The 21,518-nt window shown below is 40.4% G+C and carries 11 protein-coding genes; all 11 read left to right on the forward strand.

Going from position 1 to position 21,518, the window contains the following annotated elements; translation table 11 throughout:
- Positions 1-753 precede the first annotated feature (753 nt).
- The 11 genes from IR083_RS02305 (at position 754) to IR083_RS02355 (ending at position 20,968) form a co-directional block, all read left to right on the forward strand.
- Positions 754-3,939 carry a GH92 family glycosyl hydrolase gene (locus IR083_RS02305; protein WP_194223097.1) on the forward strand — a complete coding sequence of 1,062 codons (3,186 nt, stop codon included), beginning with the start codon at positions 754-756 and terminating at the stop codon, positions 3,937-3,939.
- A 179-nt stretch (positions 3,940-4,118) separates the two neighbouring features.
- Entirely contained in the window at positions 4,119-4,973 is an 855-nt protein-coding gene (locus IR083_RS02310; RefSeq protein WP_006797835.1) for a neutral zinc metallopeptidase, read from the forward strand.
- Positions 4,974-5,157: 184 nt separating this feature from the next.
- On the forward strand, positions 5,158-5,739 hold the full coding sequence (locus IR083_RS02315; RefSeq protein ID WP_006797834.1) for an RNA polymerase sigma-70 factor: 582 nt from the start codon (positions 5,158-5,160) through the stop codon (positions 5,737-5,739).
- 84 nt (positions 5,740-5,823) lie between these two features.
- On the forward strand, positions 5,824-6,837 hold the full coding sequence (locus tag IR083_RS02320) for a FecR family protein (protein ID WP_006797832.1): 1,014 nt from the start codon (positions 5,824-5,826) through the stop codon (positions 6,835-6,837).
- Between the two features lie 191 nt (positions 6,838-7,028).
- Complete coding sequence (locus IR083_RS02325; RefSeq protein ID WP_006797831.1) at positions 7,029-10,298, forward strand: TonB-dependent receptor; 3,270 nt, start codon at positions 7,029-7,031, stop codon at positions 10,296-10,298.
- A 19-nt stretch (positions 10,299-10,317) separates the two neighbouring features.
- Positions 10,318-11,955, forward strand: coding sequence for a RagB/SusD family nutrient uptake outer membrane protein (locus IR083_RS02330; protein ID WP_006797829.1), 1,638 nt, complete (start codon positions 10,318-10,320; stop codon positions 11,953-11,955).
- 161 nt (positions 11,956-12,116) lie between these two features.
- On the forward strand, positions 12,117-13,658 hold the full coding sequence (locus tag IR083_RS02335) for an alpha-N-arabinofuranosidase (RefSeq protein WP_006797828.1): 1,542 nt from the start codon (positions 12,117-12,119) through the stop codon (positions 13,656-13,658).
- A 7-nt stretch (positions 13,659-13,665) separates the two neighbouring features.
- On the forward strand, positions 13,666-14,226 hold the full coding sequence (locus tag IR083_RS02340; protein WP_006797827.1) for a hypothetical protein: 561 nt from the start codon (positions 13,666-13,668) through the stop codon (positions 14,224-14,226).
- Positions 14,227-14,264: 38 nt separating this feature from the next.
- Positions 14,265-16,679 carry a TIM-barrel domain-containing protein gene (locus IR083_RS02345; RefSeq protein ID WP_194223098.1) on the forward strand — a complete coding sequence of 805 codons (2,415 nt, stop codon included), beginning with the start codon at positions 14,265-14,267 and terminating at the stop codon, positions 16,677-16,679.
- A gap of 148 nt (positions 16,680-16,827) precedes the next feature.
- The gene (locus IR083_RS02350; protein WP_194223099.1) at positions 16,828-18,216 is read left to right on the forward strand and encodes a family 43 glycosylhydrolase; all 1,389 of its coding nucleotides are present in this window, start codon (positions 16,828-16,830) and stop codon (positions 18,214-18,216) included.
- Between the two features lie 169 nt (positions 18,217-18,385).
- Complete coding sequence (locus IR083_RS02355) at positions 18,386-20,968, forward strand: alpha-L-arabinofuranosidase C-terminal domain-containing protein (protein WP_194223100.1); 2,583 nt, start codon at positions 18,386-18,388, stop codon at positions 20,966-20,968.
- Positions 20,969-21,518 lie beyond the last annotated feature (550 nt).

Below are 21,518 nucleotides of genomic sequence, written 5' to 3' on the forward strand. Positions count from 1 at the left end.
AAAACACCCCTATTTCCCAAGTTAGCATATCCTATTTTACTTTTTGCTCAGCTTTTATTATATGTATGAACATACTTTCAGGTCGCTAATATATAAAATGTTTTTATCTTAAGCATTATTTTTGATTATTTTTTTCAATAAATAGAATTTATCAAAATAACATATTACACACAAACGACTTATAATAAATACATTATAAATGGAAACATGAATATTATTAACTATGTTAAATATTAATTGAATACTAAAATTCTGTAAATACATAATAATAAATTGTTCATACAATAATATGCAAAGCCAAGAAGAATATGATAATTCTACTTAAACAACTCAACCCTCAATAATTACAATCCTTTATTTTTTTTCATCTAAGATCAAAAGAATCCAATCAAACCCTAACACAACCAGACCTTAAGAACAAATCAAGATCTTTAATTATTCGATCAGCAATCTTAAACACCATCTTATTACTATCCGTTTATACACATCAATAATAAGATCATAAACAAAAAAATCCAAAATAACATTTATAACTCTTCACCCGCACCCCATAAATGTATGAACATAAATAAAGAAGAAGAGTAAAACAATAATGAGTTCATGAATATAAGATGTAAAAAGAGAGCTTAATATTTTGAATATTAGAAAAAACTAATTTACTTTACACCTCAATAATGTATGAACATATATAACAAAAAGCTATTAACAAGCCAACCCGATAAAGATCTAACCCAATAAACACATAATATTAATATGAAAAAAAGCATTTTATTGACAATCGCGATGTGTACGTTCGCAATCATGACCTTTGCGGAGCATATACCGGAAAATAAAGTTTGGTCGATAGGGACTTTAAATAGCTCTTCGGCTGAATTTGCCTTAGGGCCGGACAATTTCAGACAATTCCTAGCCAATGATTTCGGATACGAAGACAAATTCTATTTGGTAGGCCATTCTGATATAAAAAGAGATTTTCCATATGTACTTCCCGGCCCTACTGATACATGGGGCGGCACATGGCCAACCTCCGGCTGGCGTACTCATCAGGTGAACATATTGTTTGGCCTTGATAATATTCCGCCAAACGGAGAATGGAAGCTTGTTATCAACCTCCTCGACTATGCCAAAACATTTCTACCACTGGTTAAAGTAAGTATAAACACACAAGACGAAAAATTCCAGCTGGGAGACAAAGATACTCTTGCTAAACAGCGTAAAGCACATACTCAGGAAGCAATAACGGATACATTATCCATCACAGGCAAGTTACAGAATGCAACAAAGAAAACAATCGAAATACCTATTAATACCAACACCCTCAAAAAAGGAGGTAACCTTGTATCGATAACAGTATTAGAAGGTTCCTGGATACTCTTTGATGAGGTGCACCTTGAAGGTCCAAAAAATGTAAAAGTTACGAACGCCGATAAGTTCTTCATCCGGGATGTATATCCGGCAGCTTATGAACTGAATACCGGAAAAAACAGGTATCAGCCGCTCATTGTAGATACTCAATGGCTCGATGGCTTATCTAAAATCAGTGTTCAGCTTGATGGAAAAGAAATCCTAAGCCAGGTGATTGAAGCCGGAAGGTATCAACTGGAAGCACCCATGCCTCAAGTGAAAAAAGCAAGAAAAAGTAACTACCGTATCTTAAGAGACGGTGTTGAAATAGAGCGTGGCACAATAGAACGTTCTCCACAAAAACTACAAACCCCTGCCAACTATGTAGATACCCGCATAGGTACAGCCCATTCGCGCTGGATGATAGCACCCGGCCCATGGATGCCGTTCAGTATGGTAAAAATGAGTCCTGATAACCAAAATAATGGCTGGCAGGCAGGCTATCAGCCTTCTTTTGAGAGTGTGGGCTGCTTTAGTCATATACACGAGTGGACATTGGGCGGACTTGGCGTGATGGCTGCAAACGGAGAACTGAAAACCCAGATAGGAGACGAACAAAAGCCGGATGAGGGCTACCGTTCCCGCATAAACAAACGCACCGAAGTTGCCGATATAGGCTACTATGCTGTAGACCTTACAGATTATAATATTAAAGCGGAAGTTACAGCAACTACACGTTGCGGATTCGAACGCTTTACATTTCCAACCGACCGTGACGGAGCGCGGATTATGATAGACATGCATCCGCCTACAGAGCAGAATTTCCAGCTTAAAGAAATAAAACTCCGTAAAGTCAACGATTATCGTATCGAAGGCTCAAGTCATCAATTTTCGCCAAATGTGTGGAGTTACGATGCAGACCAGGACTATACAGTACATTTCGTTATAGAGTTTGATCAACCGATCAAAAACATGGGGCGCTGGATTGACAAAAGTGTATCGCACAACATAAATGAATTAATCACCGGAGCATGTAAGGATGCTGGCGTGTTTGTCGAATTCGACCAGACAAAACACCCTGTGGTACAGGTGCGTTCAGGTATTTCATTCGTTAGCATCGCTAATGCGGACGAAAACCTTAGAACTGAAGTTAGCTCTAAATTCGAATGGGATTTTGATGCAATCCGTCAAAATCAGGTAGACACATGGAATGATATCTTCAACCGGGTGCAAATCACGACCAACGACAAACTGGAAAAAGTGCGCTTCTATAATAATATGTACCGTGCATGTAGCCGCAATACGTGGAGCGACATAAACGGAGAATGGATATCTACTGATGGGAAACTACAAAAAGTAGCTGATCCGTCTAAAAATGCTATGCTGGGTTGCGACGCATTTTGGAATACATTCTGGAACCTCAACCAGTTCTGGAACCTTGTCACTCCCGAATGGAGCAACAAATGGGTTAATTCTCAATTGGCTATGTACGATGCTAACGGATGGCTAGCCAAAGGCCCGGCCGGATTAAACTATATACCGGTTATGGTGGGCGAGCATGAGATTCCATTGATTGTAGGAGCTTACCAAATGGGAATCCGTGACTTCGATGCGGATAAGGCCCTGGAAGCAGCTATAAAGATGCAGACTACTCCGGCTCAGAAAGTATTTAAAGGATTTGCCGGAAACCGTGACCTTGTCCATTATATGAAATATAAATACGTACCGTCGAATCTGGGACGCTTCTCCAATACGATGGAGTATTCATACGATGACTGGACTGTAGGCCAATTTGCCAAAGCCTTGGGCAATACAGAGGTATATAATACTTTCAATGACCGTGGCTACTGGTGGAAAAATGTGATAAGCGACGAAGGATACTGCCATATGAAAGACAGTACCGGTAAATGGATGGAAAATTTCGATCCGTTCCGTAGCGGAGCCAACCATCACTATGTAGAAGGAAATGCCTGGCAGCTAACGTTCTTCGTTCCGCAGGATGTTCCGGCGTTGGTAGAAAAAATAGGAAAAGAACGTTTCCTTGACCGCCTCGAATGGGGTTTCAATCAGGATGAAGCATGGCGCTACAATGCCCCTAACGACCAATATTGGGATCACCCTATCGTACAAGGCAATCAGCAATCGATGCATTTTGCATTCCTGTTCAATTGGGCAGGGAAGCCATGGCTTACTCAAAAGTGGAGCCGCTCCATACTCGACCGTTATTACGGTTATGAACCGACAAATGCATACTTGGGAGATGAAGACCAAGGGCAAATGAGCGCATGGGCTGTAATGACTACTATCGGGCTTTTCCAGGTCGATGGAGGAACACGTGTAAATCCTATCTATGAAATAGCCAGTCCCCTCTTCGAAAAAGTAGAGATCAATTTGGATGGAAAATACGGACGGGGACAAAAATTCACAATTGAAGCGAAGAATGCATCGAAAAAGAATATGTACGTACAGAAAGCAACATTGAATGGCAAGGAGTTGAACACATTCCATTTCCCTGCATCGGAGTTACTGAAAGGCGGCAGTCTTGTCCTTGAAATGGGTAATACTCCAAATATGAACTGGGGTATAGGAGAATAAATATTCTTTGGTTAATACAAATAAGAAAGTATTTTGGTATAACACAACTTTCAAATTTTAAGAATAATCCCTCATCAGTTTTTCTGTTAAGTGATTATTCTTTTTCTATAAAAACAAAACAAATAGTGTCGACAGATGTTTAAAATCAAAAGATATTCATTGACTTTACAATAAATAACATGAAACTTGACGGTAGAAGAAGAAGCGACAATGTAGATGATCGCCGAGGAAAAGGATCATCCGGCAAAATATCCCTGGGCATAGGGGGTACTATTGTCGTTGCGTTAATAGTATGGCTATTGGGCGGAAACCCGATGAATTTTGTTTCGCAACAAGCAGCCGGAAACATGTCGGCAGGACAAGATTATACTCCAACCGCGGAAGAAGAACGAGCTGCCGCATTTGCAGAAACAATTCTGGCAGGAACAGAAGATGTGTGGACAGAAGTTTTTATTCAAAACGGGATGAAATACATACCTCCAAAGATGGTATTATTTAGCGGAGCTACCAATTCGGGATGCGGAAACGCGTCTTCATCGACCGGTCCATTTTATTGTCCGACCGATCAGACTGTCTATATTGACCTGTCATTCTTCAATGAAATGCAGAATCAACTGAATGCCGGAGGCGATTTTGCATACGCATATGTAATTGCGCATGAAGTAGGACATCATGTACAATATCTGTTGGGAACACTTGACAAAGTACACCAGCAACAACAACGTATGAACCAAAAAGAAAGTAATCAACTTAATGTCAGGCTGGAACTGCAAGCGGATTTCTATGCGGGAGTGTGGGCATATCATGATAATAAGAACTTTAGTTCGATAGAAGATGGTGATATCGAAGAAGGCCTCAACGCTGCGTCCCAAATCGGAGACGACCGCCTGCAAATGCAATCGCAGGGTTATACCGTACCTGACGCTTTCAATCACGGAACCTCTGCTCAGCGTTCCCGTTGGTTGAAGAAAGGACTTCAAAGAGGAAATATAGCTGATGGTGACACATTCTCCATCCCCTATTCTCAACTATAAAAAATAATTTGCAAGTATTTATTCTCAGCTCATATATAAAGGCTACTCTTTTTAGAGTAGCCTTTAGTATTTTACGACAGTACACAGATATGTTTTAGAACATACTATTAAATGTTTATTTTACACTTAATATATATATTTTTGTCATATAACTTTGAATCTAATATAGATGCTTTATAAAGAAATGACAGATAAACATCTTGCGGAATTACTTTCAAAAGGCGACGAGAGTGCTTTTTGTGAACTATATACACGTTATAAAAAGCGCTTATTTCTGTTTACTCTAAAATTTTTGAAAGATAGAGACCTTACAGAAGATACTATACAAGATATATTTACACATTTGTGGGAAAGCCGTCTATTCATCGACTCTAATTATAATTTCTCTTCCTATCTTTTCACCATCACAAAAAACAGGATATTGAACACATTGAAGCAATATAATACAGAGGAGAATGTAATAAATCTTATCATGAGTAAGAGTCTGCTCGAACAGACACCAACCGACAATGAGATTATAGATTCCGAATATAAAAACCTTTTTAAAGCTGCAATAAACAAGCTACCACCCGCCAGAAAAAAAGTATTTGTATTGAGTAGAATAGAACATATGTCGCATAAAGAAATTGCTGCGACACTGAATATTTCGGTTTATACAGTTCAAGAACATATTTCAGAATCGCTGAAGTGTATTAAGGGATATCTATCAACACATACAGACATTAATTTCTGCCTTCCCTTATTTCTTTTTTTCCTTTACAAATAAAAAACAAGTTTTTATAAAAAATTTCGGTTTACACCCCCAGTTGTGTGAAACTTAATTGTATTACATATATAAATACCATTAAAAATGCGCGAAAAAAGCCTGGATACAGAAAAAATTATAGATCGCTACCTGACGAATAAGTTTTCGAGACAAGACTTTATCGATTTAATGGAAAGTATATCCCATGAGGAAGGAATAGCTGAATTTCAAAATAAACTCAGCGAAGAATGGGAGAAGAGTATGGAACAAAATGAAGAAGCTGATATACAGGAAAGATTAAAACTGCACAACGAAGCATCGAATATTATTACAAACTCAAAAAAACTTGAAAGTCCCATTCCCTCCCGATCCAGTGTAAAAGTGCGCCAAACTATTCGCTATGCAGCGTCACTTGCGGCAATCATTGCAGTTTCGGTTTCAATGTACCTTTTTATAAATAAAGACAGAGAACAGGCAGACACCAAAATGTGCAATATCTCCATACCGGCCGGAGAAAAAAAAGAGATAAAATTACCTGATGAGTCTGATATATACATTAATTCTGCCAGCACTCTTAAATATCCCGAAACTTTTGGGGAGGAGAAACGTCTTGTGGAGCTAGCCGGTGAAGCTTTTTTTAAAGTTACACCGGATAAAGAGAGGCCTTTTATCATAAATACAGGCCAGATTTCAATAAAAGTTCTTGGGACATCCTTCAACGTAAGAAGCTACGATGAAGACGAATGGATAGGCGTTACAGTATCTACAGGAATCGTATCAGTCAGTATTTTTGATGAGAATAGCTCTATACAATTGACTCCAAGCGAAGAATTATGGATAAATAAGAAAAACCATTATTTTCAGAAAAGCAAAAAAGATGTATTGCATGCCTCTTCGTGGAGAGACGGATACCTATACTTTGACAGAGCTCCTATCAAAGATGTAATCAATACACTCAACAGAAAGTATGCAGTAAATATTGTACTGGAAAGACCCGGAGAGGAATATACTATAACTGGTGAACACGATAATAAGAGCCTGCAATCAGTATTGGAATCCATCTGTTTTATAACCAAACTAAAACAAAAAAAGAATGGAAATGATATAATTCTTTATTAATAACCACCATAAATTCTAACAAATATATTACAGCCTATGAAAGAATGAAAAATACCTCAAAAAAAATGAATGAGCAGCAACTATTACATCACTGCTCACACTTTCTCCTAGGGAACATCAAGTCTACCAAAAATGATTACCTGGAAAAGTTTAGTTTAAAAGAAAAGTTAACTCTTAAACATCACAAAATTATGAATTTAATTTCAAAAAAACAGATAATAATTGTAATATCAGCAATTATGCTGTTTCCGTTATTCTCTAGTCCAGCGTATGCGAATAATATTATTTATGAAAAATATCAGGATAAAAGAATCACATTGAAACACGCAAATACTCCTATCAAAAGTATTTTCGCGTCAATAACCAGTCAAACCGGCCTTAAATTTATATTTGAAGAATCTGTACTGGAAAAAGTAAAAAACATATCTATAGATATTAAAAACGGTACATTGAACGGCGTTTTAGATGAGATATCCAAACAAACCGGATTAGTATTCAGACAAAACGACAATACCATTGCTGTAAGCATGGGTACAATACAACAGCAAACGGTTCAAGTAGCCAGTCGACAAACAGGGAAAATATCAGGAACAATACTGGATATCAGCAATGAACCCCTTATTGGTGTATCAGTCACAATAAAAGGGACTACCAAAGGAACAATTACGGACGAAGATGGTAAATTTCACTTAGAGGTACCTGAAAATGACATCCTTGTATTTTCATATATCGGATACGAAACACAAGAAGTATCCGTAAAAGGTAAATCTGCGATCAATCTCACATTGATCGAAAACCTCAACGACCTCAACGAAGTTGTGGTTATCGGCTACGGTACACAGCGCAAAGGAGATATTACAAGTTCTGTAGCCAGTGTAAAATCCGAAAACTTTACAAAAGGCGCGGTGAAAGATGTAGGGCAACTGATTCAGGGTAAAGTGGCCGGATTAGCGATCTCCAATCCGAATGGTGACCCTACAGGTGGTACCCAGATACAATTACGCGGAAACAACTCTATCGGCGGAGCGAACACCAATCCACTTATCCTGATCGATGGTATACCGGGTAGTCTTAGCACTGTTGCCCCGGAAGATGTAGAGTCTATTGATGTGTTGAAAGACGGATCTGCTGCCGCTATTTACGGTACACGGGGTACAAACGGGGTAATTTTGATAACGACCAAAAGAGCACAAGGTGCACAGATAAATACAGTAGAATACAATGGTTATATCAGTACATCCAAAATAGCCAATAAACTGGATATGCTTAGCGCAAGCGAGTTCCGCGAATTATATCCTACTGAAGATCATGGCGGAGATACCGATTGGCTCGATGAGATTACACGCACTCCGCTAACCCATGTTCATAACCTTTCCCTTCAGGGTGGAACTGCAAGCACAAACTATATTGCTAATATAAACTATACTTCGCAAGAAGGTATTATGAAGAAGTCGGATTCTGAAACTTTTCAGGGACGGATTCAGGTTTCCCACCGCATGTTCGATGACAAATTGCAATTAAGATTCGGAATCTTGGGTAAGAAAAATCAATTTGCATCTACCAATAATGCAGGAAGCTGGAACGGCTATACATACCGCCAGGCAACGCTTCACAACCCAACAGACCCCGTAAGGAATGCTGATGGAAGCTGGTATGAAAATGTAAATAAATTCGAGTATGAAAATCCTTTGGCAAGGCTGTATGAGTGCTATGGGAATGTGAAAAATACAGATATACGCTTCAATGGAAGTATTATTTACAATCCTATCAAGGATTTGACATTAAGTGCCGTTATGTCTTATAACCGCCAAAACAGAAACCATGGATATTCTGAGACCAGAAACCATATTTCAGCACTTCGCGATGGTCTTGCCGGTTGGTCTTCGGTAGGAGCCTATACTCAAATGGAGAAACTAGTTGAACTGACTGCTCAATATAACAAACAAATAAATGTTCACAAATTCAGCGTATTAGGTGGTTATAGCTACAATGAAACCGATTTTGAAGACATGTATTTTTCCAATTATGGATTTCAGGACGATTATATGGGCGGATGGCATAATATAGGAGCCGGATCTGCTCTTAAAAACGGATTAGCAGATGCCTCGTCTACAAAAAAAACAAGCAATCTCATCGGTTTTTTTGGTCGTGCTACTTATTCTTATATGGATAAATACCTGCTCATGGCGAGCTTGCGTTACGAAGGTGCTAGCCAGTTATGGGGAACAGATAATGAATGGGGTGCATTTCCTTCCGTTTCATTAGGATGGAGAATTACACAAGAAGCCTTTATGAAAGACCAGAATATATTAGATGATCTAAAACTTCGTATAGGATATGGTGTTACTGGATCTCAACCTAGTAACGGATTCATGGGAACAGCAATGGTTAAATATGGTGGCTACGCATATGTGAACGGAAAATGGGTGAAAACTGTTGTTCCGGCATCGAATGCCAATCCTGATCTGAAATGGGAAGAGAAGAAAGAAACCAATATAGGGATTGATTTCACGGCTCTCAAAGGACGTTTCTCAGGAGCAATCGATGTTTATAACCGCGAAGTGGATGGTTTATTATTCGAATACGCAGTGCCTACTCCACCAAATTTATATCCGAAAACCTGGGCTAACGGAGGTAAACTGCAAAATAGAGGTATGGAACTTCTTTTATCGGGAATCCCTCTTATGAGTAAGGATTTTGAATGGAATACAACAGTAACGTTTTCTACTAACTCTAATAAATTGAAAAGCCTTTCGGGTAGCGTATTCAAAACGGAATATGACTATTTCGATACAGGAACTGCCGAATATTCCGGACAAGTGACCGGATCACACCGGGTACAGGTAGGGGAAAAAATAGGAAATTTTTATGGATTCAAAGTAGTAGATGTAGATGATGAAGGCAAGTGGATCTATCTGGACAGAGATGGCAACAGAGTGCCTTATGATGATTTTACGCATGCTCCGGAAGATAAGCATATGATAGGAAATGGTGTTCCTACATGGTATGGTGGATGGAACAATAGTTTCCGTTACAAAAGCTTCGACTTGAATATTACGATGCGTGGTGCTTTTGGTTTTCAGATAATAAATGCCGCTCGCATGAACTATGAAAACACCAAAAACAGTAGAGTGGAAAACAGATTAAAATCTGTAACAGATAAAGTTTTCGGCAAAACTCAACTGAGCAAATCCGTTGAACCGGAATTCAATAGCTACTATATCGAAAATGGAGATTACTGGAAAATAGATAATATTACATTAGGCTATACCTTCAACAATATAGGTAAATATATCAAGTCGCTACGTGTCTACGGATCTGTATTGAACGCACTCACTATAACAGGATATAAAGGCATCGATCCCGAACTGGAGATCAATGGATTAACTCCGGGATATGACAGTAGAGACAGATATCCGACAGTTCGCTCATTCACACTTGGTGTAGGTGTTAAATTCTAACTAATAAATTGAATATAAGATGAAAACAAGAATATTATCATTCGGACTTTGTGCCATTTTTATATTGCTTAATATTACTTCATGTACCGACCTGAAAAGTGATAGCTATGGAACAATTCCATCAGAAGAATATAAACCTACATCAGAAGAAGAAATAGGTTACTTAGTCAATGCTGCTTACGTATCGTGGCGCGAAACGATGCTATTATGGAACGGAGTTGTCCGTTCACAGGAGCTGAGTGCCGATCAGGATGTTCTACCGGGACGTGACGGTATTGGTTGGGTCGACGGATACATTTACAAAAGATGGCATCAGCACACCTGGACATCCGAAGACGATGGCCCTCTTCAAGGATGGTCGCGTACATATACAGGCATCAATACCTGTAACCGTCTATTATCGCAGATCGATGACGGAGCAATTTCTGTAACAGGAGAAACAAAAGATGCGCTTATTGCCGAACTTAAAGTGCTGCGCGCTTCGTATTATTATATCTTGGTCGATTTGTTTGGAAACGTTCCTATCGTTACCGACTATAAAGACGTATCGCTCCCCCAGCAATCAACACGATTGCAGGTATATAATTTTATTATAGATGAGATAACGAACAACGTCGATTTGCTTTCCGAAACTCCCAGAGGTGCTCTTTACGGACGTATGAATAAATGGGTTGGCTATACCATATTGGCAAAGATGTATCTGAATGCGGAAGTATGGAGCGGTACAGCCGAATGGCAAAACTGTATCAACGCATGCAATAAGGTGATTGATTATGCAAAAGAATCAAATGAATACGGACTGGAAGGAGAGCAGAAGAATATATTCGTAACCAAAAACGAAAACTCTAAAGAAATCATATTCGGCCTTCCTTTCGACGAAGTTTACGTGACAGACTGGAATGCTTTTGACTTTCACCTCTATACATTAGCCCCTGAAAACCAAACCACTTATGGGTTCACGGCCAGGCCTTGGGGCGGTGTTTGTGCCACTCCTCAATTTATCGATTCTTTTGATCCTGATGACATAAGATTGACTGAAAATTACATTTCAGGTCCGCAATATACATCACTAACAGGTACACAACCATTGGAGCGTAGCGATGGCGGAGGACAGGTTATCTATGTAAAATCTGTTCCTTCCATCGACAACTCGGATATGGCCGATGGATTCAGATGGGGAAAATTCGAGTATGCAGAAGGTTCTACCAACCGTTTGAGTAATGATTGGCCGCAGTTCCGGTATGCAGATATCCTGATGATGAAAGCAGAAGCATTGATGAGATCAAATCAGTCCGGAGCAGGAGCGCTTGTTACAGAAGTCAGGGAAAGAGCATTTAGAAATACCAATCCGGCAAAAGCTGCTGTTACAGATGCAGAATTGAAACTGGGAAGTGTTTATGATTATGGCCGCCGCGATGTATACAGTACTACCAGCGAAGGTGGAAGCGATATTCAATATGGCCGTTTCCTTGATGAATTAGGCTGGGAGTTTGCGCAGGAAGGCCGTCGCCGTCAGGACCTGATCAGATTCGGTGTTTTCTCTACCAAATCGTGGTTTTCGCATGATGCGACAAAAAATAAGAATCGGGACCTATATCCAATACCAAATTCCATATTACTAACTAACAGTAACTTAAAACAGAATACGGGTTATTAATAATAAAATTCATTACCGGTGGTATTAAAATATACTACCGGTAATAATTCCGGAACAATATGTATTTGACCGATTTTTCATCCATTATGACTAATCTCTGGTTGTAAGAGGTGTAAAATAATAGCTACTTTAGAATTATTAAATCTATAACCATAAAACCAATGAAAAAAAGACTTTTACTTACCGCTTTAGTTTTAGTTAGTTCCTTTTCAGCTTTCTCACAGCAAAAGGACGTATCTATCCGCATTTATCCCGAAAGAGGTAAGCAAACTATCAGTAAGCACATATACGGACATTTTGCCGAACATCTCGGTACATGTATCTATGGCGGCTTATGGGTGGGAGAAGATTCAAAGATACCCAATACAAAAGGTTACCGTACCGATGTGCTGAATGCTCTGAAAAAACTTCAGATACCCAATCTGCGCTGGCCGGGCGGATGCTTTGCCGATGAATATCACTGGATGGACGGGATAGGCCCGAAAGCAAACCGTCCGAAGATGGTTAATAACAACTGGGGCGGAGTAGTAGAAGACAACAGCTTCGGCACACACGAATTCCTCAATCTTTGCGAATTACTTGAATGCGAGCCATATATTAGCGGAAATGTAGGAAGCGGCACTGTAGAAGAACTCGCCAAATGGGTAGAATACATGACATCGGACGGTGATAGCCCAATGGCAAATCTGCGCCGCAAAAACGGACGTGATAAGGCATGGAAAGTAAAATATCTGGGAGTTGGCAACGAAAGCTGGGGTTGCGGAGGCGACATGCTGCCCGACTATTATGCAGATCTCTATCGCCGTTATGCCGTTTACTGCCGCAATTTTGACGAAAATAAACTCTTCAAAATAGCCAGTGGAGCAAGCGACTATGATTATGACTGGACTGACGTGTTAATGAAAAAAGCCGGAAAGAAAATGCACGGACTTTCACTTCATTACTATACGGTTACAGGATGGAGCGGCAGCAAAGGTTCAGCAACAGAATTCACGCCAGACGACTATTATTGGACAATGGGAAAATGCCTTGAAATAGAAGAAGTAATTCAAAAGCATATGACCATTATGGATAAATACGACAAGGACAAAAAAGTAGGCCTTATGGTAGACGAATGGGGTACATGGTGGGACGTGGAACCGGGTACTAATCCGGGATTCCTGTATCAGCAGAATACCATGCGCGATGCATTTGTTGCCGCCCTGTCATTGAACGTATTCAACAAGTATGGCGACCGCATTCAGATGGCTAATATAGCACAGGTGGTCAATGTACTTCAATCTATGATATTGACCAAAGACGATAAGATGACACTGACACCGACCTACCATGTCTTCGATATGTACCGCGTGCATCAGGATGCAACTTATCTGCCGATGGATATTATCTCGGAAACGAAAGAGATAAGAGGCCGCAATGTAGCCTTAGTTAATGCGTCTGCTTCGCAGAAAGACGGATTGACGCATATTACGCTGGCAAATATAGACCTGAATGCTGAGCAGAATGTAAATATAGATTTCTCAAACACGAAGATAAATAGTGTAAAAGGGCGAATTCTGACCTCGAAAAACATTGAAGACCACAATACTTTCGAAAATCCTGACTTGGTAAAACCTCAGACCTTCACCGGTGCTAAAATAGAAAATGGCAAGCTGAATATAAAACTGCCTGCCAAATCGATTGTTGTTCTTGAAATAAAATAGTAGAACCATGGCCTTATCCAGACGAAATTTTATAAAAAAGGCTTGTTTGAGTAGCGCATGTATATGCGGATTCAATACTATCTCTGGTGTAAATACCAGCAACAATGCTGAAATGCCCGACGACGACCGGAGTGCTGTTATGTTTCAAAAGTGGATATCGGAAATACTAACTAATCTGGATAATAATCTGCCTGAAACAGAGATCTGTAAATTAGTAAAATCAGCATCTTTGGCCCATTATCAAAATTTGAACATGGATATATCGCTAGCCTCTTATATAGGAAAGATGAATGATTTCATTCGATTTATAGAAAAAGAATGGGGCTGGAAATTTAGTTACGAAGACAACGGAAAAGTCATACTGGCCGATGAAAACAAATCAGCCTGCGTATGCCCTCTCATCAATAAAAGTGAAGGTATTAAATATCCTGCGTTATGCTTTTGTTCCGAAGGTTTTGCCGAAATGATGTTTTCGAAAGTGAACGGAAGTCCGGTAAAGGCAACTGTCATTTCTTCGATACAACGGGGAAATGAAAAGTGTGTTTATCGCATAACATTAAAGGAGTGAATATCTACTATTTAAACTGAAACAAACGCTGTTTTAAAATGAAAAAAAAATTTATATTACTTATTTTATCTATTATAGCCGGGCAATTATTTGCTCAAACGTACCAAAAGACGGACAAAGGAATAAAGACAAATGTACAGTCGATGGATGTGGAAATACAATTCTACAGTCCGTCAATCGTACGTGTAGTAAAATCTCCGGAAGGCAGGAGTTTCAAAAAAGAAAGCCTTTCGGTGATAAAGACACCGCAAACGACAGCATTAGACATTAGCCAAAATGGGAGCATAGTATCCCTAAACAGTGAATTGTTGCAAGTTACCGTCAACCTGAATACAGGGAAAGTAGCTTACTCCGACAAAAGTGGAAATCCTCTTTTTACAGAAAAAGACTATGGCACACAATTTTCCAATTTTAATGATGCCGGAAATAAAACATTCAGTGTACGCCAAGCCTTTCTACTAGAGAAGGGTGAAGCCATTTACGGATTAGGCCAACAACAAACCGATAAGCTGAACCAGCGCGGAGAGAAAATATTTATGCGCCAGCGCGCCTTGTACGCGAGTGTTCCGTTCCTGCAATCGGTGAAGGGATATGGCATATTCTGGGACAACTACTCTCCCACTACATTCAACGACAATCCGCAGGAGATGTCTTTCGACTCGGAAGTAGGCGAATGCTCCGATTACTATTTTATGTATGGTAAAAGCGGGGACGGAGTTATCGCCCAGATGCGTGACCTAACAGGACAGGCCCCAATGTATCCGTTGTGGACATTCGGATTCTGGCAATCACGAGAGAGATATAAGAGCCAAACAGAGACTATGGAAGTGGTAGACAAATACAGGCAACTGGGCATTCCACTCGATGGTATTATACAGGACTGGCAATACTGGGGGCCTAACACCAACTGGAATTCTATGAACTTTGACAATCCCGAATTTCCCGACCCGCAAGGCATGATCGACTATGTACACAAACAAAATGCGCATATCATGATTTCCGTTTGGGCTTCATTCGGACCCGATACAAAGCCATTCAAGGTGATGAAAGAGAAAAATATGCTACTCAATTTCAAAACGTGGCCTGCTTCCAGTGCAGATACATGGCCACCCGATCCCAACAAGCCTTCGGGCGTGAGAGTATATGACGCCTACAATCCCGAAGCGCGCGACATATATTGGGATTATATGAACAAAGGCCTGTTTTCGAAAGGAATAGATGCATGGTGGCTCGACTCTACCGAACCCGACCATCTGGATGTTAAAGAATCAGACTTCGATGTGCCTACCCATCTAGGCACTTTCCGCAGCGTGCGCAATGCATTCCCTCTGGAATCGAACAAGGGTGTGTATGAACATCAGAGGGCTACCACATCAGACAAACGTGTCTATTTGCTCACCCGATGCGCTTTTGCGGGGCAACAGCGATATGCAGCTAACACATGGTCGGGAGATGTAGTTGCCAAATGGGACGTTCTGAAAAGACAGATACCTACCGGACTCAATTTCTCTCTTAGCGGTATTCCGTACTGGAATACAGATATAGGAGGTTTCTTCCTCTGGGAATATGAAGGAGAAGTAAGCAACAAAGCATACCACGAATTATATACACGTTGGTTTCAGTACGGTACATTCACACCTATGCAACGTTCGCACGGTAGTGGTGTATCAAAGGAAATATATTTCTTCGGGAAGAAAGGTGATTGGGCTTATGACTCGGAAGAAAAGTATATCAATCTGCGTTATAGCATGATTCCTTACATGTATTCAACAGCCTGGGATGTAACCAGCAACTCCGGTTCATTCCTGCGTGCCTTATTTATGGATTTCAACGAAGACAAAAAAGTGCACGATATAAGCAATCAGTATATGTTCGGAAAATCGTTCCTTGTTACGCCTGTTACCGACCCGATGTATGTTTCCGCAGAAGAAAAAAACAAATGGAAGAATCCTCAGGAAAACTTCAGTAAAGTAAAGACTCAGGCTGTCTATCTGCCTCAGGGTACGGACTGGTTCGATTTCTGGACAGGCGAGAAATTAAACGGAGGGCAGACCATCAATAAAGAAGTGCCGATAGATATTATCCCTTTGTATATAAAAGCCGGATCGATTATTCCTTGGGGGCCGAAAGTGCAATATGCCATCGAAAAGAAATGGGATAACCTCGAAATAAGGATTTATACAGGGGCAAATGGGGAATTTGTTCTGTACGAAGACGAAAATGACAATTATAATTACGAAAAAGGGATTTATTCGACAATCAGATTTAAATGGAATGACCAGAACAGGACTCTAACCATTAAAAACAGGAATGGCGAATTTACGGGTATGCTTAAAAATCGCAGATTCCGGATTGTACTTGTCGACCAGTTGAAAGGGATCGGAGTTGAAAACTCCCTGAAGATAGATAAAGTAGTTACCTATAAAGGAAAAGAAGTTTCAATAAAACTCTAAACATACGTTTTTTTATCTACTTAATGCTTGTATTGACCCTCTGGGTGCAATACAAGCTCAATAAAAAAAGAAGTACATTTATAACGAACTATCTCTTTTTCAGACACGAAAGCAACAAATAGGTCTGAGACCTTAAATATAACATTACATGAAGAAAAATTTTATTTACCTGTCATTATTGTTCACCGCTTTGCTCACAGCATGCGGAGGAAGTAAATCGACAGATCCCCGGGAAACGACGGAACTTCGCAGTCCGGTTATCCCCGGCTATTTTGCCGACCCTTCTATTGTTCAACATGAAGGCAAATTTTATATGTATGCTACGGCTGACCCTTGGGGAGCGGAATTCCTCTCGTGCTGGGTATCGGATGATTTCCAGAATTGGACATTTCATCAATTAAACTGGCCTACCAAAGCACTGTGCACTTCCCCTACATCGAATAACAACAATGTATGGGCGCCATCAGTCGTAAAAAAAGGAGATACTTTCTACATGTATGTATCGGTAGGTTCGGAAGTATGGTGCGGTAAGGCAAAAAATCCACTAGGCCCGTGGGAGAATATGATGGGAGACCAACCGATCCTGCCCTTCGACACCACCCGTTTCTATCATGTAATAGATGCGGAAGCCTTCATAGACGATGACGGCAAAGCCTATCTTTACTGGGGTTCGGGCTGGGATTGGACAAACGGGCATTGTTATGCAGCCGAATTGAATGATGATATGCATACGTTCAAAACAGAACCGAAAGAGGTTACCCTTTCCCATTATTTTGAAGGGCCGCTAATGATAAAGCACGATTCGAAATATTATCTGACTTATTCGGAAGGAAAAACCATTGACGAAACTTATGAGGTAAGGTATGCAATGGGCGATACACCGCTTGGCCCTTTCACCGAAGCTGAAAACAGCCCTGTTCTGAAAACAGCGGACAGCCTCAAGGTATATGGCCCGGGACATCACACCATCATGCCATTCGAAGGAAAGAATTATATCGTATATCATCGCCACAGTCTACCATTCAATACGGGAACAGCCTTCCGTCAGATATGCATCAACGAACTTGAGTTTGACGGACAGGACGGACAGATAAAGAATATCACGCCATACAGCGTACAGTCTTTCCCTAAACTTTCGCAGAAGGAAGTTACCTATATCCAACCCGCATCAATATCTGCAAGTTCGGAGAAAGAGGAATACTCTGCTGTAAAGAATTTGACGGATAACGATTTCAGCACCTTGTGGAAAGCTTCGGAAACAGATGAGAATGCATGGATAAAAGCAGATTTTAAACCAGATACTTTCATCAAAACAATGGAGATACGTTTCGAATATCCCTGGAAAACTTACTTCATAAAAGTAGAAAGTTCTGTAGACGGAAATACATGGGAAACCATCGCCGACCATACAGAGAAAGGAATATCAGGTTCGCCGGTAAATATAGATATTAACAAAAAGGTTTCATTTATCCGGATCGTATTCAATACTTCCGACAAAGAGCCTGTTCCGGCTATCTGGGATCTGTTCTTTTATTAAGTAATCAATAGAAATCAGTGGCGTGTTTTTCAAATTCGGATGTAGGGGCGAATAATCATTCGCCCGCCGAATCATCGGGCGAATGATTATTCGCCCCTACAATACGCCAATTAAATATTTGTGATAACTTTTTACAATATATCCAAATCAAATATAAACGTACTTTAGAATGAAAAAATCAAGTATCTACCTCTTAATTATTTTACTCTTTATTCCTGTATTTAAAACAATTGCCAGTGAACCCACATCGGCTTATCTGTTCGCATACGCTACGGATAAGAATTCCAATCACAACGGCCTGCACTTCGCATGGAGTGTAGACAAGGAAAACTGGTTTTCGATAGGCCCCGAACACAGTTATGTAAAATGTGACTACGCACGCTGGGGCTCTGAGAAAAAGATGTTCTCTCCATTCCTCATTCAGTCTCCCGATGGCATGTGGCACTGCGTATGGAGCATGAACGAAAGAGACGGGGCGTTTGCCAGCGTTTCTTCTCCCGACCTTGTATATTGGGGACGGCAATCCTACCCTCTGGTCATGGAAAACGGGAATTGCCTTGCGCCTGAAATCACTTATGACAATGCAAGTAAGGTTTATACAGTCACTTGGTTAAGCTCAGACAAGCAAGCCTATGCCGTTACCACGAAAGACTTCAAAGATTACGGTTCTACAAAAAAAGTTGCGGGCATTGCCAATCTGCGCGAAACTGCAATTATATCCGGAAAAACTGAAACAGGGACACTGCACCAAGTATCATGGAAAGTGATTGACGGACTAATAAAAGCGCAGCAATTAGCCGCCTATAAAAGTATATTGAACGCCGAAAATTCAAGCACCGACAAAGAGCGTTTCGCTTCACTTAAATCTGTGGATGCAACCATCACTGTAGATGCTTCCAAGCCGAAAAAGATAAGCGACCTGCTATTGGGAATGTTCTTTGAAGATATAAACTATGCTGCCGACGGAGGCCTTTATGCGGAGCTTATTCAGAACAGGGGTTTCGAATATGCCCTGAGCGATAAGGAAGGACGTGACAAAGACTGGAACAGCTACAAAGCATGGAGTGTATCCGGCGATCAGGCTGTATTTACAATTGATTCCGTATCTCCTATCCATCCCAATAACAAGCATTATGCCGTGCTTCAGGTCAACCAAATAGGAGCCGGACTGGCAAATGAAGGATTTGACGGTATCGCTGTAAAAGCCGGGGAGAAATATAATTTCTCGGTATTTGCACGCACGCCGGAAGCAAAAAAAGGAAAACTAACTGTAAGACTGACAGATAAGAACGGAAAAGTTTATGGAGAAGCTACCACAAAAGCTATCTCCAGCGATTGGAAAAAATACGATGCCGTAATAACCGTTAGCCAGACCATAGCAGATGCAAAACTGGAAGTCGTACCGCAAATGACCGGCAAGGTGGAACTGGATATGATTTCTCTTTTCCCTCAAAAAACGTTCAGAGGACACAAAAACGGACTGCGGGAAGACCTCGCTCAGGTTATCGCCGATATGAATCCTCGTTTTGTACGCTTTCCGGGAGGTTGTGTGGCACATGGCGACGGGCTGGGCAATATATACCATTGGAAGAATACAATAGGCACACTCGAAAGCCGCAAGCCTCAACGAAACCTGTGGGGGTATCATCAGACAGCCGGATTGGGGTATTTCGAATACTTCCAATTCTGTGAGGATTTAGGTGCTGAGCCTGTTCCCGTAGTTGCGGCAGGCGTACCGTGCCAGAATTCGGCGCATCACGGTTGCTCTTTGGGTGGACAACAAGGGGGAATACCGATGAGCGAAATGGGAAATTATATACAGGATGTGCTAGACCTTATAGAATGGGCGAATGGCGATGTGAACACCACATGGGGTAAGAAACGTGCGGAGGCAGGGCATCCCAAACCGTTCAACCTGAAATATATCGGAATAGGGAACGAAGACATTATCTCCGATATTTTCGAGGAACGTTTCACTATGATATTCAATGCCGTAAAAGAAAAACATCCCGGAATAACTGTGATAGGCACAGTGGGGCCTTTCTATGAAGGGACAGACTATGTGGAAGGCTGGGGTATCGCCGATAAATTACATATCCCGATGGTGGACGAGCATTATTACAATTCACCGGGATGGTATATCCACAATCAGGATTTTTACGACAAATACGACCGTTCGAAGTCAAAAGTGTATCTGGGAGAATATGCCGCACACCTTCCGGGCAGGCCGAATAATGTAGAAACAGCTTTGGCGGAAGCCCTTCATCTTGCCAATGTGGAACGTAACGGAGATATAGTAACAATGACTTCCTATGCACCACTACTGGCAAAAGAAGGACATACCCAATGGAATCCGGACCTGATATATTTCAACAATACCGAAGTAAAACCGACTGTGGGCTACTATGTACAGCAACTGTACGGACAGCATTCGGGAGACGAATACCTGACAAGTAAGATTGAGCTTTCAAACAATCGGGATGCAGTTCAAAAGCGTATTGCAAAATCAATCGTGCATGATAGCAAGACCGGAGATGTGATAGTGAAACTGGTGAATATGCTGCCTGTAGAAGTAAATGCAAAATTAGATCTGACAGGTATCAATATTACAAATCCGGTGGCTTCAAGAACTTTGCTGACAGGCACACCTGACGATAAATCGGCCAAACCTGTATCAGATAGTTTCAATGCAGGCGATAACTGTAAATTACCCGCTTATTCTTTCACTGTGCTAAGGTTTAAGACAAATTAAAAAATTTATCTATATAGTGAGCTATTAGCCTTTGGCTGTTAGCTTATAGTTCTTTGAAAAAATAATTAGGAGATTTGTAAATTAGCATATTAGCAAATGAATGAAAAAGTGTAACCTTTGTTACCTTTTAACAAGTAATGAGTTTTAAGTAATAAGTTGGAAGTTATATGAGATACGAGTAGACAAGACACAGGATACAAGTTGTTAATCGTTAACTGACGAGATACTTCGCTCCACTCAGTATAACAATCAAATTATTAATTGTTCATTCTTAATTATTAATTGCTGTCCGTGTAACCTTTGTTACCTTTTAACTACATATGGTTAACGAATGCAAAAACAACAAGGTAAAAATACTGAAAAACTGTCAGATGTGTCAGATTTTAACCAAACATGGTTAATAAATGAAAACAAGATAATAAGTTGCAAGTTACAGATTACGAGTTTTGTCGCTTCGCGCCGCTAACGGCTAAAAGCTATCAGCTAATAGCTAAAATATCTGTTACTTCTGTTACTTTTTAACAATATATAGCAAATAAAGGTTAATTCA

This window comes from Dysgonomonas sp. GY75 (assembly GCF_015234155.1).
In the GTDB taxonomy this organism is placed as follows: Bacteria; Bacteroidota; Bacteroidia; order Bacteroidales; family Dysgonomonadaceae; genus Dysgonomonas; species Dysgonomonas gadei.

What these genes read in the sequence shown, in the direction of transcription:
- IR083_RS02355 (WP_194223100.1), top strand. Translation starts at nt 18,386, where the DNA reads ATGAAAAAATCAAGTATCTACCTCTTAATTATTTTACTCTTTATTCCT.
- IR083_RS02310 (WP_006797835.1), top strand. Translation starts at nt 4,119, where the DNA reads ATGAAACTTGACGGTAGAAGAAGAAGCGACAATGTAGATGATCGCCGA.
- IR083_RS02345 (WP_194223098.1), top strand. Translation starts at nt 14,265, where the DNA reads ATGAAAAAAAAATTTATATTACTTATTTTATCTATTATAGCCGGGCAA.
- IR083_RS02315 (WP_006797834.1), top strand. Translation starts at nt 5,158, where the DNA reads ATGACAGATAAACATCTTGCGGAATTACTTTCAAAAGGCGACGAGAGT.
- IR083_RS02305 (WP_194223097.1), top strand. Translation starts at nt 754, where the DNA reads ATGAAAAAAAGCATTTTATTGACAATCGCGATGTGTACGTTCGCAATC.
- IR083_RS02335 (WP_006797828.1), top strand. Translation starts at nt 12,117, where the DNA reads ATGAAAAAAAGACTTTTACTTACCGCTTTAGTTTTAGTTAGTTCCTTT.
- IR083_RS02340 (WP_006797827.1), top strand. Translation starts at nt 13,666, where the DNA reads ATGGCCTTATCCAGACGAAATTTTATAAAAAAGGCTTGTTTGAGTAGC.
- IR083_RS02320 (WP_006797832.1), top strand. Translation starts at nt 5,824, where the DNA reads ATGCGCGAAAAAAGCCTGGATACAGAAAAAATTATAGATCGCTACCTG.
- IR083_RS02350 (WP_194223099.1), top strand. Translation starts at nt 16,828, where the DNA reads ATGAAGAAAAATTTTATTTACCTGTCATTATTGTTCACCGCTTTGCTC.
- IR083_RS02330 (WP_006797829.1), top strand. Translation starts at nt 10,318, where the DNA reads ATGAAAACAAGAATATTATCATTCGGACTTTGTGCCATTTTTATATTG.
- IR083_RS02325 (WP_006797831.1), top strand. Translation starts at nt 7,029, where the DNA reads ATGAATTTAATTTCAAAAAAACAGATAATAATTGTAATATCAGCAATT.